Origin of the sequence: Rhizobium sp. RCC_161_2 (genome assembly GCF_041355235.1) — a bacterium.
Taxonomy (GTDB): domain Bacteria; phylum Pseudomonadota; class Alphaproteobacteria; order Rhizobiales; family Rhizobiaceae; genus Rhizobium.
The window spans coordinates 652769-670967 of sequence record NZ_JBFUPL010000002.1; the positions used below are offsets into that span (position 1 = coordinate 652769).

19 protein-coding genes are annotated in these 18199 nt (G+C 59.3%); 8 read left to right on the forward strand and 11 right to left on the reverse strand.

Features of this window, described 5'->3' with window-relative positions:
- Positions 1-37 precede the first annotated feature (37 nt).
- The 4 genes from pyrH to AB6803_RS07310 form a co-directional block, all read right to left on the reverse strand.
- On the reverse strand, positions 38-760 hold the full coding sequence (pyrH, locus tag AB6803_RS07295) for a UMP kinase (RefSeq protein ID WP_371108241.1): 723 nt from the start codon (positions 758-760) through the stop codon (positions 38-40).
- Between the two features lie 151 nt (positions 761-911).
- Positions 912-1838: a translation elongation factor Ts gene (tsf, locus tag AB6803_RS07300; RefSeq protein WP_007693408.1), complete on the reverse strand. Its 927-nt coding sequence runs from the start codon at positions 1836-1838 to the stop codon at positions 912-914.
- Positions 1839-2111: 273 nt separating this feature from the next.
- Entirely contained in the window at positions 2112-2882 is a 771-nt protein-coding gene (gene rpsB, locus AB6803_RS07305; RefSeq protein ID WP_007693406.1) for a 30S ribosomal protein S2, read from the reverse strand.
- A 201-nt stretch (positions 2883-3083) separates the two neighbouring features.
- Positions 3084-3911, reverse strand: coding sequence for a cell envelope integrity EipB family protein (locus AB6803_RS07310; RefSeq protein ID WP_371108242.1), 828 nt, complete (start codon positions 3909-3911; stop codon positions 3084-3086).
- 135 nt (positions 3912-4046) lie between these two features.
- Between AB6803_RS07310 and AB6803_RS07315 the strand changes: the two genes are divergently transcribed.
- From AB6803_RS07315 to AB6803_RS07330, 4 genes are all read left to right on the forward strand, one after another.
- Positions 4047-4514 (forward strand): RidA family protein, encoded by a 468-nt coding sequence (locus AB6803_RS07315; RefSeq protein ID WP_371108243.1) that lies wholly within the window; start codon positions 4047-4049, stop codon positions 4512-4514.
- Positions 4514-5245 carry a glycerophosphodiester phosphodiesterase gene (locus tag AB6803_RS07320; RefSeq protein WP_371108244.1) on the forward strand — a complete coding sequence of 244 codons (732 nt, stop codon included), beginning with the start codon at positions 4514-4516 and terminating at the stop codon, positions 5243-5245. Before AB6803_RS07315 ends, AB6803_RS07320 begins: the two co-directional genes overlap by 1 nt.
- Entirely contained in the window at positions 5242-6429 is a 1188-nt protein-coding gene (locus AB6803_RS07325; protein ID WP_371108245.1) for a GNAT family N-acetyltransferase, read from the forward strand. Before AB6803_RS07320 ends, AB6803_RS07325 begins: the two co-directional genes overlap by 4 nt.
- A 95-nt stretch (positions 6430-6524) precedes the next feature.
- Complete coding sequence (locus AB6803_RS07330) at positions 6525-6953, forward strand: HIT family protein (RefSeq protein ID WP_371108246.1); 429 nt, start codon at positions 6525-6527, stop codon at positions 6951-6953.
- Between the two features lie 122 nt (positions 6954-7075).
- Here the strand turns inward: AB6803_RS07330 and clpA are convergent, their stop codons facing one another.
- The 5 genes from clpA to cysE all read right to left on the reverse strand — a co-directional run bounded on the left by clpA (position 7076) and on the right by cysE (position 12205).
- Complete coding sequence (gene clpA, locus AB6803_RS07335) at positions 7076-9601, reverse strand: ATP-dependent Clp protease ATP-binding subunit ClpA (RefSeq protein WP_371108247.1); 2526 nt, start codon at positions 9599-9601, stop codon at positions 7076-7078.
- Between the two features lie 10 nt (positions 9602-9611).
- The gene (gene clpS / locus AB6803_RS07340) at positions 9612-9965 is read right to left on the reverse strand and encodes an ATP-dependent Clp protease adapter ClpS (RefSeq protein WP_007693397.1); all 354 of its coding nucleotides are present in this window, start codon (positions 9963-9965) and stop codon (positions 9612-9614) included.
- A gap of 289 nt (positions 9966-10254) precedes the next feature.
- Entirely contained in the window at positions 10255-10623 is a 369-nt protein-coding gene (locus tag AB6803_RS07345; protein WP_007693396.1) for a phasin family protein, read from the reverse strand.
- 386 nt (positions 10624-11009) lie between these two features.
- Entirely contained in the window at positions 11010-11213 is a 204-nt protein-coding gene (locus AB6803_RS07350) for a DUF3126 family protein (RefSeq protein WP_007693395.1), read from the reverse strand.
- Between the two features lie 128 nt (positions 11214-11341).
- Positions 11342-12205, reverse strand: coding sequence for a serine O-acetyltransferase (cysE, locus tag AB6803_RS07355; RefSeq protein WP_371108248.1), 864 nt, complete (start codon positions 12203-12205; stop codon positions 11342-11344).
- 76 nt (positions 12206-12281) lie between these two features.
- Between cysE and AB6803_RS07360 the strand changes: the two genes are divergently transcribed.
- The gene (locus tag AB6803_RS07360; protein ID WP_371108249.1) at positions 12282-13082 is read left to right on the forward strand and encodes an enoyl-CoA hydratase-related protein; all 801 of its coding nucleotides are present in this window, start codon (positions 12282-12284) and stop codon (positions 13080-13082) included.
- A 9-nt stretch (positions 13083-13091) separates the two neighbouring features.
- On the opposite strand, the gene AB6803_RS07365 is transcribed toward AB6803_RS07360, so the two are convergent.
- Positions 13092-13874, reverse strand: coding sequence for an alpha/beta fold hydrolase (locus tag AB6803_RS07365; RefSeq protein ID WP_371108250.1), 783 nt, complete (start codon positions 13872-13874; stop codon positions 13092-13094).
- 201 nt (positions 13875-14075) lie between these two features.
- Here AB6803_RS07365 and AB6803_RS07370 point away from each other — a divergent pair, with 201 nt between their 5' ends.
- Both AB6803_RS07370 and AB6803_RS07375 read left to right on the forward strand, forming a co-directional pair.
- Entirely contained in the window at positions 14076-14321 is a 246-nt protein-coding gene (locus tag AB6803_RS07370; RefSeq protein WP_007693387.1) for a zinc-finger domain-containing protein, read from the forward strand.
- 29 nt (positions 14322-14350) lie between these two features.
- The gene (locus AB6803_RS07375) at positions 14351-15514 is read left to right on the forward strand and encodes an FAD-dependent monooxygenase (protein ID WP_371108251.1); all 1164 of its coding nucleotides are present in this window, start codon (positions 14351-14353) and stop codon (positions 15512-15514) included.
- On the opposite strand, the gene AB6803_RS07380 is transcribed toward AB6803_RS07375, so the two are convergent.
- Positions 15515-16705: a cystathionine beta-lyase gene (locus AB6803_RS07380; RefSeq protein ID WP_371108252.1), complete on the reverse strand. Its 1191-nt coding sequence runs from the start codon at positions 16703-16705 to the stop codon at positions 15515-15517.
- 371 nt (positions 16706-17076) lie between these two features.
- Here AB6803_RS07380 and AB6803_RS07385 point away from each other — a divergent pair, with 371 nt between their 5' ends.
- Positions 17077-18102 (forward strand): amino acid ABC transporter substrate-binding protein, encoded by a 1026-nt coding sequence (locus AB6803_RS07385; RefSeq protein WP_371108253.1) that lies wholly within the window; start codon positions 17077-17079, stop codon positions 18100-18102.
- Positions 18103-18199: the final 97 nt, after the last annotated feature.

Below are 18199 nucleotides of genomic sequence, written 5' to 3' on the forward strand. Positions count from 1 at the left end.
ATAGGCGGCGCCGGGAAGGTCCGGCGCCACAGGAACGTCAGTTGTCTGATACGATGGTCTTACGGCCGCCGCCGGTCAAGATTTCCGCGAAGCCGCCCTTTTCATGGATGGAAAAGACGATGATCGGAATGGAATTTTCCCGGGCCAGCGCCACGGCGGCAACATCCATGACGGCGAGGCCCTTTTCGAGCACCTGGCTATGGGTCAATTGCTCGAAGCGGGTCGCATCCGGGAACTTCTTCGGATCGGCGGAATAGATGCCGTCGACCTGCGTGCCCTTGAAGATCGCCTGGGCGCCCATTTCGGCGGCGCGCAAGGCTGCGGCTGAATCAGTGGTGAAGAAGGGGTTGCCGGTGCCGCCGGCAAAGATCACCACACGGCCAAGCGAGAGGTGATAAAGCGTGGCGCGTTGCGAGAAGCTCTCACAGATCTCCGGCATGGAAATGGCGGAGAGGACCACCGTGTCGATATCGAGCTTGCGCAGCGAGGTCGCCAGCGCCAGAGCGTTGATAATGGTTCCCAGCATGCCCATGTGATCGCCGGTCACCCGGTCGCCGCCCTTGGAGGCCACAGCGACGCCACGGAAAATGTTGCCGCCACCGACAACGACGCCGACTTCGACGCCCATTGCGCGCGCCTCTGCAATATCAGAGGCAATCCGGTCGGCGACGGTCACGTCGATACCGAACCCCTGGCTGCCCATCAGAGCTTCGCCGGAGGCCTTGAGCAATACACGCTTGTAGATCGGCTGAGACATCATGGCTCCTTGAAGTGATCGCGGGGAAGATTGTGAAAGCCGGATACACGAAGGGCATCGCGTTGTCACGCGATGCCCACGGGTTTTCCCGGATATGGTTTCACCAATCTGGGGTATGGTTTCGTTTCGTCAACAGACGAAACGAATTCGATGATCAGCCCTTGGCCACGGCAGCGACTTCAGCGGCGAAGTCGGCCTCTTCCTTCTCGACGCCTTCGCCGAGGAGCAGACGGGCCATGCCGACGACTTCGATCGCAGCGCCAGCGGTCTTTTCAGCTTCCTTGATGGCAGCACCGACCGTCAGGTCCGGGTTGATGACGAAGGCCTGCGAGAGAAGAGCGACTTCCTCGAAGAACTTGCGCATGCGGCCTTCCACCATCTTTTCGATGATGGCTTCCGGCTTGCCGGATTCGCGGGACTGCTCGATGAAGACGTTGCGTTCGCGCTCGGCGACTGCGGCATCGACTTCTTCGGCGCGGATAGCCAGCGGGTTGGTAGCAGCAATGTGCATGGCAACCTGGCGGCCGATCGACGTCAGAACGGCCTTGTCACCAACCGACTTCAGGGCAACCAGAACGCCGAGCTTGCCGATACCGTCACCGGCAGCGTTGTGGATGTAGGTCGCCACAACGCCGTGCTCGACTTCAAGCTTGGCCGCACGACGAAGCGTCATGTTCTCGCCGATGGTTGCGATCGCGTCCTTGATGGTGTCGGCGACCGGCTTGCCGGATGCAGGATAGGTCGCAGCCGAAATGGCTTCAACCGTGCCATCGGTGGACAGCGCGACTTCGGCGATGCCGCGAACGAGCTCCTGGAAGGCATCGTTACGGGCAACGAAGTCGGTTTCGGAATTGAGCTCGACGACAACGGCCTTGTGACCGGCGCCGGCAATGGCGACCAAGCCTTCAGCGGCGGTACGGCCGGACTTCTTGTCAGCCTTGGAGATGCCCTTGGCGCGCAGCCAGTCGATCGCGGCTTCGATATCGCCGTTGGTTTCGATAAGCGCCTTCTTGCAGTCCATCATGCCTGCGCCAGACTTTTCGCGCAGTTCCTTTACCAGTGCAGCCGTAATCTCGGTCATAAGCTTCCTCTTGTCGGTTCATACGGTGCGGCAAGCGGCTTTGAGCCGAAGCGGCACCGATTTGAGGGACGAAATGTACCCGTAAGTATGACAGCGTTATGAAGCTGCGTCATACTCTGGAATTCTTGATTGGAACATGCCTGGATCTACCGCCCAGGCCATGCGTTCCCTAAAACAGAACAAGGCCGCTCGAACTCCGTGAAGTCGCAAACGGCCTTGTCCCGGATGTCAATACGCTCGGGCGGACAAGTGTCTGTCCGCCGCGGGGCGTGATCAGGCTTCGGTGCCGCCTTCGACCAGGGTCGGCTCGACCGGAGCTTCGATGGAAGCGCCGAGGTCACGGCCGGATGCGCTCTGCTGGCGAGCGATGCCGTCGATGGCAGCGCGTGCGATCAGGTCGCAGTAGAGAGCGATGGCGCGCGAAGCGTCGTCGTTGCCCGGGATCGGATAGTCGATCAGGTCCGGATCGCAGTTCGAGTCGATGATGGCGACGACCGGGATGCCGAGGCGCTTGGCTTCGTCGATCGCGATCTTTTCCTTGTTGGTGTCGATGATGAACATCAGGTCCGGGGTGCCGCCCATATCGCGGATACCGCCGAGAGCCTTGTCAAGCTTTTCGCGCTCGCGCTCAAGGTTCAGACGTTCCTTCTTGGTGAAGCCCTGGGCGTCGCCGTTGAGGATTTCGTCGAGCTTGCGCAGACGCTGGATGGAGTTCGAAATCGTCTTCCAGTTGGTCATCATGCCGCCGAGCCAGCGAGCATTGACGTAGTACTGAGCCGAACGCTTAGCGCTGTCGGCGATCAGTTCAGAGGCCTGACGCTTGGTGCCGACGAACAGAACGCGGCCGCCACGGGCAACGGTATCGCTGACAACCTGCAGAGCGCGGCTCAGCAACGGAACCGTCTGGGCGAGGTCGATGATGTGGATGTTGTTACGATCGCCGAAGATGTACGGCTTCATCTTCGGGTTCCAGCGGTGCGTCTGGTGGCCGAAGTGAACGCCTGCTTCGAGAAGCTGGCGCATAGAAAAATCGGGCAATGCCATGCCTTTGTATCCTTTTCCGGTTGAACCTCCGCAAGGCGAACAGCATCCTCTTCGAGAATGCCACCGGGCGGAACGATCCGGATTTCTCCCGGACAATCCCATGCCTTACGTGTGGAATGCGGCTGGCCATACATTCGATTTATCGGGAATGCAAGGGCACAGCAGAAAAAAGAGCGATTTGGGCAGCGTTGGCCCGACGCTTTACTGGCAAGCCTTGGCGTCGAGCACTTCCAGCTTGGACAGTTTGCCGGTCAGCACGAAATCGCCATAGTCCATGGTGAGATCGCGGGTGATGCCGTTTTCATAGAGTTTGAACGACATGCGGTAGACCGGTATGGCGTCGCCCTTGGACTTCTCGTTGAAATAGGCAACCGTCACCGGCCAGAACGGTGTCTTGGCAAAGGCGCCTGCCTTGTCGGCATCGGGATCGTCGGTGGCCGGCGTCTCCGACTTGCCGACGACGGTGGTTGCGAGCAACGGCTTGTCGCCATCGTCCGAACCGTCGAAAACCTGGGCCTCGAAGAAGTTTTTGCCGAGCTTGGCATTGTGAATGATGTCGAGCATGTGTTCCGTCGGGAAGCGGCTCTGGATGAGTTCCAGCTGTCTCGGCTTGGGCTGGGTGAGATCGACCTTGATGCCCTTCTGATCGTCCGCCGCCGCGCCGCGCACATCCTTGTCGAGCTGATCGTCGGTATAGGACTTGGTCTCGAAGCGGAATGTGCGCTTGGCAAGATCCTCGAACGTGGTCGTCTGCTGGTCGCTGAGGCGGGTGGTATCACCCGTGTCGATCTGCGTGACGAAGCGGAAATTGGTGGTGAAGCCGGTGCAATCGGAACCGTCGAACTCATAGACCATGCGGCCGAACATGCCGGCAATGCCGGAGCGGTCGGTGGCGTCCTTGAGTTCGAGATCGTAGACGGCGCGGTGGGCGATCAGCCCGCTCGGACCAGCCGCATAGGCTATCGGTGCGCCCAGAGATGCGATGCCCAAACTCGAAACAACGACGGCGGCAAGACTCGAGCGGAACATTCATTATCTCCTGTTGGACTCGCACGCGATGTTATAAGAACGCTTTCGGCTAAAACGAGGCCGCCGGTCCCTTATATGGGAATTTAATCTTGATGCCGGATTTTTGACAGTTTTACAACAAAACGGGAGATGAAAATGTCCAACGCTATCGATGGCCGTCTGAAGGAGCTTGGCATCGTCCTGCCGCAAGCCGCCGCGCCGGCTGCGAATTATGTTCCCTATGTCATCAGCGGCAACCTTCTTTATCTCTCGGGACAGCTGCCAATGGAAAACGGCAAGGTCGGCGTCACCGGCCATCTCGGCAAGGATGTCGACGTTGCCGGTGGCCAGCGCGCCGCCGAGCTTTGCGCCATCAATATCCTCGCCCAGGCGAAAGCCGCCCTGGACGGCGATCTCAGCCGCATCAAGCGTCTGATCAAGCTGAACGGCTTCGTCGCTTCGGTGCCCGAGTTCGTCGAACAACATCTTGTGATCAACGGCGCCTCCAATCTTCTGGCAAATGTACTCGGCGAAGTCGGCAAACACGCACGCGCCGCGGTCGGCATGGCTGCGCTGCCGCTGAACGCCGCCGTCGAGATCGATGCCATTCTGGAAATCGCATAATGAGCAAAATTGCCTGGCTGACTGAACGTCCCGTCGCCCATCGCGGCTATCACGACATGAACAAGCAGGTCTGGGAAAACACGCTATCGGCCTTCTCCCGGGCGATCGAGGCGGGTTTTGCCATCGAATGCGATCTGCACTATGCCTCGGACGGCGTCCCGGTCGTCTTTCACGATGACGATCTGCAGCGCGTCTGCAATCTTCCCGTCGAAGTGCGCGACCGCACGTCGGGCGAACTCGGCCTGCTGTCGATCGGCGGCACCAAGGACAAGATCCCGACGCTGAAGCAGCTCCTGCGGCTCTGTGACGGCAAGGTACCGCTGGTGCTCGAGCTCAAAGGCCGTGAAGGCGACGATGAAGGCTTTGCGGAAACCGTGCTCGAGGTGCTGGAGGGCTACAAGGGCCATGTGGCGCTGATGAGCTTCGACCATTGGCTGCTCAAGGACCTGAAGGCGCTCGACGCCCCCTACCCGGTCGGCCTGACGGCGGAGGGAAATAAGCCCGAGACGTTTTTTAAGCATGACGAAGCCATGCAGCTTGGGCTAGACTTCATCTCGTATTTCTATGGCCATCTGCCGAACCCATTCATCACGGCGCAGCGCCAGCGCGGGATTCCGGTCATCACCTGGACCGTGCGCGACGAAGCAGCCCGTCAACACACATTTGCCAACGCAGACCAGATGACCTTCGAAGGTTTTGATCCCAGGGAGAGCCCTGCCCTCATTTCATGACAGACGAATTATCCATTCGCGTAGAACGTTCCTTCAAGAATATTGCTCCGGAGAGCTGGTCCAGGCTCGCCGGGGCATCGAGAACGGGTACGTTGCTGCCGTACAACCCGTTCATCTCACATGCTTTCCTGTCGTCGCTGGAGGAGTCCGGTTCCGCCACAGACAGGACCGGCTGGCTAGGCAACCACTTGCTGCTGGAAACCGATAGCGGCGAGCTGATCGGCGCCGTCCCCGGCTATCTCAAGAACCACAGCCAGGGCGAATATGTCTTCGATCATGGCTGGGCCGACGCCTTTGAGCGGGCCGGCGGCCGTTATTATCCGAAGCTGCAATGCTCCATCCCCTTCACGCCAGCCACCGGACCGCGGCTGCTGGTGGCCGAAGGTCAGGATCGCAACGCAATCCAGCCGGCGCTGGCCGAAAGCCTGAAGGAAGTGACCCGGCAGATCGGCGTCTCCTCCGCCCACATCACTTTCCTGCCGGAAGACGAGATTTCCGTTTTTGAGACCGACGGCTACCTGCACCGCACCGACCAGCAGTTCCATTTCATCAACGACGGCTATGCCAATCACGATGCCTTTCTGGACACGCTGGCATCACGCAAGCGCAAGGCGCTGAAAAAGGAACGCCGCGCTGCTCTCGAGGGTGGCATCAGCATCGACTGGCTGACCGGCAGCGATCTGACCGAAAGCATCTGGGACCAGTTCTTCACTTTCTATATGGATACCGGCAGCCGCAAATGGGGCCGGCCTTACCTCACCCGCAAGTTCTATTCGCTCATCGGCGAACGCATGGCCGACGACATCCTGCTTGTCATGGCGAAGCGCGAGGGCCGCTATGTCGCCGGCGCCATCAATTTCATCGGCGGCGACGCGCTCTATGGCCGGCATTGGGGCTGCATCGAGGACCATCCCTTCCTGCATTTCGAGGTCTGCTATCATCAGGCGATCGATTTCGCGCTTAGCAAAGGGCTGAAACGGGTCGAGGCCGGCGCGCAGGGCGAACACAAGCTCGCGCGCGGCTATCTGCCGGTCATCACGCATTCGGCGCATTATATCGGCCATCAGGGCCTGCGCCGCGCCGTTGCCGACTATCTCAAGCAGGAGCGCGAGCAGGTGGAGGAGATGAGCGAAATCCTGACGGAACACAGCCCCTTCCGCAAAGGCGAGCGGCAGGATAACTAGGGCAATTCCAGGAAAAGTGTGCCGCGGTTTTCCGCCCGGAATTGTGCAAAAACAAAGAGTTAGACAACCATAATCGGCAGACGAGGAGACCCTTCATGACCAGCCCGGCCTACGACACCAGCAACATCTTCGCAAAAATCCTGAAGGGCGAAATCCCCTCTGTCCGCGTCTACGAGGACGAGCACACGGTCGCCCTCATGGATGTCATGCCGCAGTCGCCCGGCCACACGCTGGTACTGCCGAAATCCCCTTCGCGCAACCTACTCGACGCCGATCCGGCCGCCCTTCAGCATCTGATCACGACCGTCCAGAAGATCGCCGTCGCGGTTCAGGAGGCTTTCGATGCCGATGGCGTCTATATCGCCCAGTTCAACGAGCCGGCCGCCGGGCAAACGGTGTTTCATCTGCACTTCCACGTCATTCCGCGCCACGAGGGCATCGCGCTGAAGCCGCATTCGGGCAAGATGGAAGATGGCGCAGTCCTGGCGGAGAATGCCAAGAAGATCATCGAGGCTCTGGGCTGAATTTCAGCCGAAGACGACCACAGCTGTTAAATCTCTTCATAAGAAATACAACATAAACATATGAAAACGGCTGCATTGTTGCCAATGCAGCCGTTTTGTTTTTTCAAGCAGTCGATGACAGCCTACTTGCGCGGCACCTTCGGTACCGTGCTGCCCTTGCGCGGCGACTTTTCATCCTGCGCATCGCCGGTGGATGCTGCCGTCTTCGGCGAGCGTCGGGCATCCGGAGCGGTGCCGGTCTTGCCGACGCGGCTGCGGGTCTTGACGGTATCGCCGTCATCCTCTTCCACCTCGACCACCGCATCGACCACTTCTGCCTCCGGCTTCGGCCGGATCGGCGCGGTTTCGGAGACGGAGTCGAGCACGATCCCAGTCGTGCCATCTTCCTTCTTGCCGACGGTCACCGTGACAACGCCACCCTTTTTCAGCTTGCCGAAAAGGATTTCGTTCGCCAGCGGCTTCTTGATGTTTTCCTGAATGACACGCGCCAGCGGACGGGCACCCATCTTTTCGTCGTAGCCCTTCTCGGACAGCCAGGCGATCGCATCCTCGTGCAAGTCGAAGGTGACATTGCGTTCGGAAAGCTGCGCTTCCAGCTGCATGATGAATTTCTGCACGACCTTGTGGATGACGACGGTCGGCAGCGGTGCGAACGGAATGGTCGCATCCAGACGGTTGCGGAATTCCGGGGTGAAGAGCCGGTTGAGCGCCTCTTCATCCTCGCCTGTACGCTTGGCAGAGCCGAAGCCGATGGCAGCCTTGGCCATTTCCGATGCGCCCGCATTGGTCGTCATGATCAGGATGACATTGCGGAAGTCGATCTTCTTGCCGTTATGGTCGGTCAGCGCGCCATGGTCCATGACCTGCAGCAGGATATTGAAGATATCCGGATGCGCCTTCTCGATTTCGTCGAGAAGGACGACGCTGTGCGGATGCTGGTCGACGCCATCGGTCAGCAGCCCGCCCTGATCGAAGCCGACATAGCCGGGAGGTGCGCCGAGCAGACGGGAAACCGTGTGACGCTCCATATATTCCGACATGTCGAAGCGCAGCAATTCAACCCCAAGCGACGAAGCAAGCTGCTTGGCGACTTCCGTCTTGCCGACGCCCGTGGGACCCGAGAAGATGTAGCAGCCGATCGGCTTGTTCGGTTCGCGCAGACCCGCACGAGCAAGCTTGATCGCCGTCGACAGAGCCTCGATCGCGGTGTCCTGACCGTAGACGACGGAGCGCAGTTCCTGTTCGAGATTGGCAAGGACCATCTCGTCGTCCTTGGAAACCGTCTTCGCCGGGATGCGCGCCATCGTCGCGATGGTGACCTCGATCTCCTTCTCGGTGATCAGCTTGCGACGCTTCGACGGTGGCAGCAGCATTTGCGCCGCACCGGTTTCGTCGATGACGTCGATCGCCTTGTCCGGCAGCTTACGGTCCGAGATATAGCGAGCCGACAGTTCGACCGCCGACTTGATGGCGTCGTTCGTGTAGCGCAGGTGATGATACTCTTCGAAATAGGGCTTCAGGCCCTTCATGATTTCGATGGCATCCTCGATGCTCGGCTCGTTGACGTCGATCTTCTGGAAGCGGCGGACGAGTGCCCGGTCCTTCTCGAAGAACTGACGGTATTCCTTGTAGGTGGTCGAACCGATGCAGCGGATCGCACCCGAAGACAGGGCCGGCTTCAGCAAGTTCGACGCATCCATCGCGCCGCCGGAGGTCGCGCCGGCACCGATGACCGTATGGATCTCATCGATGAACAGCACGGCGCCGGGATATTCTTCCAGCTCCTTGACGACCTGCTTAAGCCGCTCTTCGAAATCGCCGCGATATCGGGTGCCGGCAAGCAGCGTGCCCATATCGAGCGAAAAGATCGTGGCATCGGCCAGAGCTTCGGGAACCTTGCCCTCGACGATGCGCTTGGCAAGACCTTCGGCAATCGCCGTCTTGCCGACGCCGGGATCACCGACATAGAGCGGATTGTTCTTCGAGCGGCGGCACAACACCTGGATGGTGCGGTTAACCTCCGAATGACGGCCAATCAGCGGGTCGATCTTGCCGTTTTTGGCCTTCTCGTTGAGATTGACGCAATAGGCCTTCAGCGCGTCCTGCTGTTTCTTGTTGCCGCCCTCCTCCTGCTCGCCGCGGGAGGTCGGCTTGCTCTCGGATTCGCTATCTTCGGCGCCGCGCGGCGTACGGGTCTGGGAGGCCCCCGGACGCTTGCCGATGCCGTGAGAAATGTAGTTGACCGCGTCGTAGCGGGTCATTTCCTGCTCCTGCAGGAAGAAGGCCGCATGGCTTTCCCGTTCCGCGAAAATCGCGACGAGAACGTTGGCGCCCGTCACTTCCTCGCGGCCCGAGGATTGGACATGGATGACGGCGCGCTGGATGACGCGCTGGAAGCCGGAGGTCGGCTTCGAGTCCTCGTCATAACCAGTGATCAGGTTTGAAAGTTCATTATCGACGTATTCAGTCAGAGTCTTACGGAGCGCGTCGAGATCAACATTGCACGCGCCCATGACAGCTGCGGCATCGGCATCGTCAACCAAGGCCAATAGCAGATGTTCCAGCGTGGCATATTCGTGATGCCGCTCATTCGCGTAGGTCAGTGCCTGATGCAGCGCCTTCTCAAGACTAGGCGAAAATGTTGGCACGTTCAGATCCTCACTTCTTTTCCATTACACATTGCAGCGGATGCTGGTGCTGCCGGGCAAAATCCATCACCTGGCTTACCTTCGTTTCAGCTACTTCATATGTGAATATCCCGCATTCGCCGACGCCGTGGTTGTGGACATGAAGCATAATGCGGGTGGCACTTTCGAGATCCTTTTGGAAGAAACGCTCCAGGATGTGGATCACAAATTCCATGGGCGTGTAGTCGTCGTTCAAAAGCAGCACGCGGTAGAGATTGGGTTTCTTGGTTTTAGCCTTGGTGCGCGTGATCACCGAGGTTCCGCGATTGCCGTTATCCCCGTTCCTTTCGCTGTCTTTTTGCATCCGGATCGGCTCAGCGATCATTTCATTCATTCCTCAAATCATCCGGCAGAAGCTATCGCATTCCGACTTGGTAAACTGGATTGGGTAACTGACTCGGCCGGGCCGGATATCCGAACCTCTAACGTAGTTCATATTGGCGCGATTTTAAGCCCCTTGCCGAACACTGCAATCACTATTCGTTGCCAAAACGGGCAATGATCAAAAAAGTCGTGGCCGCAGTCCAACCGAAACCGATAATCGAAAACGTAAAAGACCGGCCGCGCGTCGCGCAGCCGGTCTTTCCTGAAATTGCCAGCGATAAGCGAAACGCTTATGCGGAAGGCGCAACCGAAGAGGCAGCCTTGCCTGCAGCCTTCGTGGCAGCGGCAATCGGCGCTTCGAAAGGCTTGTAAGCAGACTTGGCGAGATCGGCGTACATTTCGCCCAGCTTGGTCGCCTCGGCGACGAAGCTTTCATAAGAGGACTTCACGAAGCTGGTCTGCAACTCAAAAGCCGCTTCGAAGCTCTTCACGCCGGCGAGCGTCTCGAAATGAGAAACGCCGTCCTGGAACGACTTCTTGGAATATTCGGCGGTTTCGGCGGCAATCGCCTGAAAGCCCTTGTTGACATCGGTATAGTTCTTCAGCGCCGTGTCGATCGCTTCCTTGCCCTTTTTATTGGCTTCATCGAAATTGAACATGTTTTCTCCGTCCCTTTGCTGATTGGCCGATAGTCGGTCTAGCGAGGCAAAACTTAAATGCAGCGCACAAATAGTCAAGTAGTCTTGTGCATCGCAATATCTATTTAAGATTGCATTTCCAGCAGAGACGCAGCAATGGCTGAAGAGGCCGCGGGGCATCCTTCTGATTTTGCTAAAATATATCAAGCAAGTTGCAACTGCAGGCTTTGGGAGAAAAATTCTTCCTTGCCGGAAAAATCCGGATCTTAGCCTAAATCACACCGAATTCGGTTCGAAATGACGAGCATTTGGATTGTTTTCGAGCGATTACTCAAAAAAAGAGCCGCATTTCGACGAAAATGCGACTCTCTTCGAGATCGGTACACTATCGGAAATCTAGGTATGGACTAGAGATCCATGTCCAGGATTGCCATGGAGAAGTTGTAGGAACGGTCGCCGTCTTCGTCATCGATATAGACAACGCCCAGGAACTCTTCACCGAGATAGACTTCCGCGGAATCGTTCTTGCGCGGACGGGCCTTGACCACCATCTGCGGGTTGAACGTGCGTTTGAAATAGGCGTCGAGCTTCTTGATTTCGTCAGGCTTCACAATTTATCTCCGCGAGGAATCTCAGGTTGGCCGCTTCTTGCATAGGAAAAGCGGCAGTGTAAAGACCGGAAGCGCGCCTTCCACCCTGGCCGGCGCCGCAAAATCCTGAACGCTAAACAGGATTTTCCTTAGATTCCGGCGCCCATGATCTGATCGACGATGATCTTTTCGGCAAGGAGCTGATCCATCGAGCGGGAGGGCTCCGAACAGCCGGCTTCCCCGACCACCTTGGCCGGCACGCCGGCCACCGTCGTCTTCGGCGGCACTTCCTTCAGCACCACCGAGCCGGCGGCAATGCGCGAGCAATGGCCGATCTGGATATTGCCGAGAATTTTCGCGCCAGCGCCGATCAGCACGCCATGGGCGATCTTCGGGTGACGGTCGCTGCCTTCCTTGCCGGTGCCGCCAAGGGTGACGCCATGCAGGATCGAGACATTGTCGCCGATGACAGCGGTTTCGCCGACGACCAGGCCGGTCGCGTGATCGAGGAAGATGCCCTTGCCGATGCGCGCGGCCGGGTTGATGTCGGTCTGGAAAACGCTTGAAGAGCGGCTCTGTAGATAAAGCGCGAAATCGCGGCGGCCGCGATTGAGCAGCCAATGCGCCAGGCGATGGGTCTGGAGCGCATGGAAACCCTTGAAGTAGAGAACCGGCTCCAGAAAACGCAAGCAGGCAGGGTCGCGATCATAGATAGCCTGGATATCGACACGCAGGATCGAGCCCCATTCCGGCCAGTCGGACAGCATTTCCTCGAAAGTCTGGCGTAGCAGAATGCCCTGCATGTCCGGATGGTCCAGACGCTCGCAGATCCGATAGATGACGCATTCTTCCAGCGACCGGTGATTGATGATCGTGGAATAGAGAAAGGCGGCCAGAAGCGGATCCCGATCGGCGGCTGCGCGGGCTTCCTCGCGCATGCTGTCCCAGATGGGGTCGACGACCTTGAGTGAGCCTATGCCTTCGACCGGGCGAATGTCCGTTGCTGCGACCATTGGCGGTCTCCTGATTTCCTATTGGTAGGACATTATATAGAGTAAAAGTCCGACAACATAAATGGGTTAGGCACGTATGAGTTTCGAGCGTGATTTTGCCGGTGGTCTCCTGCGCATAAGCTGCAGCGATGCGGTCGGAACGCTTACCATCGACAATCCCGGCCGCAAGAATGCCGTCACCGCAGCGATGTGGCGTGCCATATCCCAGGCCATCCGCGCCTTGACCGATGAAGCCCACGCACATGTGATCGTCATGCGCGGCGCCGCGGGCGATTTTTCCGCGGGCGCCGACATCAGCGAATTCGATAGCCTGCGCAAGAATGCGGAAACTGCCATCGCCTATGAGGCGCTGAACAGCGACGCCTTCACCGCCATCCGCCACTGCAGGGTGCCGACGATCGCAGCGATCCGCGGCATCTGCTACGGCGGCGGCTTCGGCATCGCGGCCGCCTGCGACCTGCGCGTCGCAGAAGAAGGCGCGCGCTTCTCGGTGCCCGCCGTCCGCCTCGGCATCGCCTACCCCGCCGATGCGGTGCAGGATATCGTCAATGCGCTCGGACCGCAGATGGCCAAGGTCGCGCTGTTCACCGGCGCACCGATGCCGGCCGGCAAGATGGTTACGGCCGGTTTCCTGCTGGAAGAGGTCGCAGCCGATGCCTTCGACGGCGAGGTCGCGGCGCTTGCCCATGCGATCGCCGCCAATGCGCCGATCGCACTGCATGCCTCGAAGCTGGCGGTGCGGGCCGTCGTCGAACAGGATAGCGACCTTCTGCGGGAAGCGGAGGTTATCGGCGCCGAGACTTTCGATAGCGCCGACTATGCCGAAGGCCGCGCCGCCTTCGCCGCAAGGCGCAAACCGCATTTCACCGGCAAGTGACTTGACCTATCAATCGGCCAGCCGCTCGTAGAACTCCAGTACGGCCTTCTTGAACAGCTTGTCCCCAACGGCGAGCATGTGGTCGCGGTTGGGGATATCCAGGACTTCGGCATGCGGCATCAGCGCGGCAAGCTCCTGCGCCGAGCCAGCGATGTCGTCCTTGGTGCCGACAGCGATCAGGGTCGGCTGTTCCACCTTCGCGACATCTTCCCTGGCAGCGAGATCGCGCGAGCCCTTGATGCAGGCAGCCAGCGCCTGGCGGTCGCTCTTGGTCTGGTCGGCGAAGGCACGGAACATGCGGCCGCGCTCATGCGTGACATCGTCCAGCGACGGCGCCAGCAGCGCATCGGCGATCGGATCCCAATCGCCGACACCATCGACCATGCCGATGCCGAGACCACCGAGGACGAGAGACCGAACGCGATCGGGATGCGCCATCGCCAGGAATGTCGAGACGCGTGCGCCCATCGAATAGCCCATGACATCTGCTTCGGGAATGCCGAGATGATCGAGCAGGGCGACGGCATCCTCGGCCATGATCCAGGGATGGTAGGCATCGGCATCGTAGGATTTGTCGCTTGCTCCATGGCCGCGATTGTCGATTGCAATGACGCGGTAGCCTGCATCGCCCAGCGTCTTCAGCCAACCCGGATTGACCCAGTTGGCAATCGCGGTCGAGGCAAATCCGTGAATCAGCAGCACCGGCGGACCGTTCGGATCACCCTCATCGAAATAGGCGAGCTTCAGCCCATCATGGGTGAAATGAGAAAAGGCGGGGACGTTCAGATTCATGGCAAGGTCTTTGCAAACATCGTCTCTTTGGCGCCGGACCTTATTTTATCGGCGATATCAGGTGAACCCCGCGCTTGCGAAAATCTGTGTGCCGAGCCGGAGTTTCGCACTACACAATCGCCAAGAAGGATTATAAAGAAGGGCTACCAAGTCTGGCGCAACATTCATGCCATCCAGGGCAAGACGTATTCGGAGATCATCATGGCCGGCCACAATATTCCCCATTTCCAGAACGACGGCGGTCACCGCGTTATCGAGATCGGCGTGAAGGAATTCATGTGCACCGGCGCCTCGGTCCCCTACGACCATCCGCATATCTTCATCGATCTGGGTGACGAGAGCGAGAAGGTCTGTTCCTATTGCTCGACACTCTATCGCTACAATCCGTCGCTGAAGGCGGATCAGACCAATCCGGCCGGCTGCGTTTTCCAGTTCAAGGCCGCCTGATTCTACGAGACCGGATCGGACATAGCTGAATGCCGATCAAGAGCGCCGCGATCATCGGTGCCGGGATAGCCGGCCTCACGGCGGCGCTGGCGCTGGCAAGGCACGGCATTCGCTCTGAGATTTTCGAACAGGCCGAAGCGCTGACCGAGGTCGGCGCCGGCCTGCAGATCTCCCCCAATGCCTCCCGCATTCTTGACACGCTCGGCGTGCTCGATGCGCTCCTGCCTGTCTGGCTGGAGCCGAAGGAAGTGCGGCTGGTCTCCGGCTCGTCGCTCCGGCTGATCGCCTCCGTTCCCTGTGGCAGCTTCGCCAAGCAGCGATGGGGTTCGCCCTATGGTGCTGTGCACCGCGCCACGCTGCAGAAGGCCCTTCTCGATGCCGTGACTGCCAATCCGCTCTGCACGTTGTATCTCGGCCGGAAAATCGACCCTGCAAACAAAGATGCGCTCGAGGCGGCCATCGGCGATAAGGCGGATCTGATCATCGGCGCCGATGGAGTCTGGTCGAAGGTGCGGGCACTGGTGCCCGGCGGCCCCTCGCCGCTTTTCTCCGGCAATATCGCCTGGCGCTTCACGATCTCCGAAGCCTTGGCTCCCTCCGTTCTCGACAGAGCAAGCGTCACGGCATTTCTTGGTGCTTCCGCGCATCTGGTCTGCTATCCAATTCGGGAAAAATCCTCCTTCAATATCGTCGTAAACACGCCCGGAAGCAGCGCCAGCCACGGCTGGGATGCCACCGGCACCAAAGCGCAGCGCGACCATCTCCTGCAGCGCTTCTCTGGCTGGAACGGCGCGATCACAAAGATGCTGGAACAGCAGGAACAGGCAAGCTTCTGGCCGCTCTACGAAGCGAGTGTAGGGCGCTGGCACAATGGCAAGGATGTCGTCCTGATCGGCGATGCCGCGCATGCGATGATGCCGTTTGCCGCCCAGGGCGCGGCGATGGCGATCGAGGATGCCTTCGAGCTTGCCGGCATGGTGGCTTCACGTCCGCTTGGCGAAGCGCTCGATCTCTTTGAAAGACACCGGGCGCCACGCATCGCGCGCCTGCGCCAGCGCGCCGCCTTCAACCAATTTGCCTATCACGCCCGCGGCCCCGTGCGGCTGGCGCGCGATCTGGTTCTATCCATCCGCCCGCCGCAAAGCCTCGCGGCGGATATGGACTGGATCTATGGCTATCGCGCCACCGGCTGATCAGACCTCTTTCGCGGCAGCAAAGCCCTTTTCGATATCGGCCTTGATATCGGCGACGTCTTCGAGCCCGATCTGCAGGCGCAGAACCGGGCCTTCCGTCGGCGCCTTGGTGACCCGCCGGTCACTGAGCTTGACGTGCAATGCAAGGCTTTCGAAGCCGCCCCAGGAATAGCCGAGACCGAAAATCCTGAGCGCATCGAGGAAGGCATGCGCCTTGGCCTTGAATTTCTCCGGACTGTCGACCGCCAGCACAAAGGAGAAGATGCCGCTCGATCCCTTGAAATCGCGCTTCCAAAGCGCGTGGCTGGGGAAGCTCGGCAGGGCCGGATGCAGGACGCGCGCAACCTCCTCCCGGCCCTCGAGCCATTGCGCGATCGCAAGCGCACTTTCCTGATGCCGCTCCAGCCGCACACCCATGGTGCGCAAACCGCGCAGCACCTGATAGGCGTCATCCGGCGCGCCGCAGATGCCGAGCTGACCGTGGGCATCCAGCAATTTCTGCCAATGCGCCGCATTGGCGGAGACGGTTCCCATCAGAATGTCGGAGTGGCCAGCCGGATATTTCGTCGCGGCGTGGATAGAGATGTCGACGCCATGATCGAGCGGCTTGAAATAGAGCGGCGTCGCCCAGGTATTATCCATGGTGACAACGCAGCCATGTCGATGCGCGGCCGTCGAAATCGCGGAAATATCCTGCATTTCGAAGGTGTTGGAGCCTGGCGCTTCGGTATGTACCAATTTGGTATTCGGCCTGATCATCTGCTCGATGCCGGCGCCGATCAGCGGATCGTAATACTCGACCTCGACGCCGAGGCGCTTGAGCATGGTGTCGCAGAAGAAACGCGTCGGCCCGTAGACCGAATCAACGACCAATGCATGATCGCCAGCGGACAAAAAGGCCAGGAACGGTACGGTGACCGCCGCAAGCCCCGACGGTACGAGGACCGTTCCAGCCGATCCCTCCAGCGCGTCGATCGCCTCGCAGAGCGCGTCCGTCGTCGGCGTCCCGCGCGTACCGTAGGTATATTTCTGGTCGTGCGTCTCCATGGTCTGCGCATCGCGAAACAGCACCGTGGACGCATGAACGACCGGTGGATTGACGAAGCCGTGATAGTCGGAGGGCGAATAGCCGATGTGGGCCAGACGGGTATTGATGCCGGCGTCTTGCAGCGGTGTGTCTTTGTCTTTCATGCCTGGATATGCCTTTGGCGCTGTGGGATTTCGATTTGTGGCGGCCAAGTCTGACGGGGTCAACCCCGAATGGTTCTCAAGCGCCTATTATTACCATCAGCGGAAATACCAAAACGGCAGAATAATACGCTGTTTTCGCGCATTTTTTGACAAAACACTGCCTAAACCGAAGCCAATTGCCCATTTTAAAGCCGTTCCAAGCAAAAATGCCGGAATATTCCTCAATAATTCGGGCAATGTCTTGACCCGAAATGCATTTACGACTGTGATAGGACCACTCGCACCGGGAGGGTGAGGAACACGGTTCTCCGAGAGCCTGCTTCGGGAGCGATACAGTTTAACTATAAAACAAGAGACAAAGGTTGGGAAAGATGAAAAAGATTGCTCTGTCCGCATTCCTCGGAGCGGCGGCATTGGCATACAGCGTTTCCGGCGCGTCGGCATCGACGCTGAGCGATGTGAAGGCCAAGGGCTTCGTCCAATGCGGCGTGAACACGGGCCTTCTTGGCTTCGCACAGCCTGACGCATCCGGGAACTGGGCCGGTTTCGACGTCGACTTCTGCAAGGCCGTCGCTTCGGCTGTCTTCGGGGATGCGACCAAGGTAAAATACACCCCCCTCAGCTCCAAGGATCGCTTCACCGCGCTGCAGTCCGGCGAAGTCGACCTGCTGTCGCGCAACACGACCTGGACCATCAACCGCGATACCGCGCTCGGCCTCAACTTCCGTCCGGTCACCTATTATGACGGCCAGGGCTTCATGGTTCGTAAGGAACTGAACGTCAAGTCGGCTCTGGAGCTCTCCGGCGCCGCCGTCTGCGTGCAGTCGGGAACGACGACCGAACTCAACCTCGCCGACTATTTCAAGTCCAATAACCTTCAGTACAATCCGGTGGTCTTCGACAAGCTCGAAGAAGTCAACGCTGCTTATGATTCCGGTCGTTGCGACGTCTATACCACCGACCAGTCCGGCCTCTATTCGCTGCGCCTGACGCTGAAGAACCCCGACGACAACGTTGTTCTGCCGGAGATCATCTCCAAGGAGCCGCTCGGACCGGCCGTTCGCCAGGGCGACGAGCAGTGGTTCGACATCGTCAGCTGGACTGCCTACGCGCTGATCAACGCCGAAGAGTTCGGCATCACGCAGAAGAACCTCGATGAGATGAAGTCTTCCCCGAACCCGGACGTCAAGCGCTTCCTCGGCGCTGAGCAGGGTTCGACGATCGGCACCGATCTCGGCCTGACCAACGACTGGGCATACAACGTCATCAAGGGCGTCGGCAATTACGGCGAAGTCTTCGACCGCAACATCGGCGCCGGAAGCCCGCTGAAGATCGCTCGCGGCCTGAACGCGCTGTGGAACAAGGGCGGCATCCAGTACGCACCGCCGGTCCGCTAAGCCGCGAAAACGCTCGACTTTTGGAGAAAGGCGGTAAGCCGCCTTTCTCGCCTCAAGAAAACAAGCCTGAAACAGGCACACTGGGGAAAAATTCTGC

Bases quoted from the DNA above. Each gene is read 5' to 3' on its own strand.
- AB6803_RS07385 (WP_371108253.1), top strand. From the start codon at position 17,077: ATGAAAAAGATTGCTCTGTCCGCATTCCTCGGAGCGGCGGCATTGGCA.
- clpS (WP_007693397.1), bottom strand. From the start codon at position 9,965: ATGATCGCTGAGCCGATCCGGATGCAAAAAGACAGCGAAAGGAACGGG.
- AB6803_RS07330 (WP_371108246.1), top strand. From the start codon at position 6,525: ATGACCAGCCCGGCCTACGACACCAGCAACATCTTCGCAAAAATCCTG.
- AB6803_RS07370 (WP_007693387.1), top strand. From the start codon at position 14,076: ATGGCCGGCCACAATATTCCCCATTTCCAGAACGACGGCGGTCACCGC.
- AB6803_RS07325 (WP_371108245.1), top strand. From the start codon at position 5,242: ATGACAGACGAATTATCCATTCGCGTAGAACGTTCCTTCAAGAATATT.
- cysE (WP_371108248.1), bottom strand. From the start codon at position 12,205: ATGGTCGCAGCAACGGACATTCGCCCGGTCGAAGGCATAGGCTCACTC.
- AB6803_RS07360 (WP_371108249.1), top strand. From the start codon at position 12,282: ATGAGTTTCGAGCGTGATTTTGCCGGTGGTCTCCTGCGCATAAGCTGC.
- AB6803_RS07365 (WP_371108250.1), bottom strand. From the start codon at position 13,874: ATGAATCTGAACGTCCCCGCCTTTTCTCATTTCACCCATGATGGGCTG.
- rpsB (WP_007693406.1), bottom strand. From the start codon at position 2,882: ATGGCATTGCCCGATTTTTCTATGCGCCAGCTTCTCGAAGCAGGCGTT.
- pyrH (WP_371108241.1), bottom strand. From the start codon at position 760: ATGATGTCTCAGCCGATCTACAAGCGTGTATTGCTCAAGGCCTCCGGC.
- AB6803_RS07310 (WP_371108242.1), bottom strand. From the start codon at position 3,911: ATGTTCCGCTCGAGTCTTGCCGCCGTCGTTGTTTCGAGTTTGGGCATC.
- tsf (WP_007693408.1), bottom strand. From the start codon at position 1,838: ATGACCGAGATTACGGCTGCACTGGTAAAGGAACTGCGCGAAAAGTCT.
- AB6803_RS07315 (WP_371108243.1), top strand. From the start codon at position 4,047: ATGTCCAACGCTATCGATGGCCGTCTGAAGGAGCTTGGCATCGTCCTG.
- AB6803_RS07320 (WP_371108244.1), top strand. From the start codon at position 4,514: ATGAGCAAAATTGCCTGGCTGACTGAACGTCCCGTCGCCCATCGCGGC.
- AB6803_RS07375 (WP_371108251.1), top strand. From the start codon at position 14,351: ATGCCGATCAAGAGCGCCGCGATCATCGGTGCCGGGATAGCCGGCCTC.
- AB6803_RS07345 (WP_007693396.1), bottom strand. From the start codon at position 10,623: ATGTTCAATTTCGATGAAGCCAATAAAAAGGGCAAGGAAGCGATCGAC.
- AB6803_RS07380 (WP_371108252.1), bottom strand. From the start codon at position 16,705: ATGAAAGACAAAGACACACCGCTGCAAGACGCCGGCATCAATACCCGT.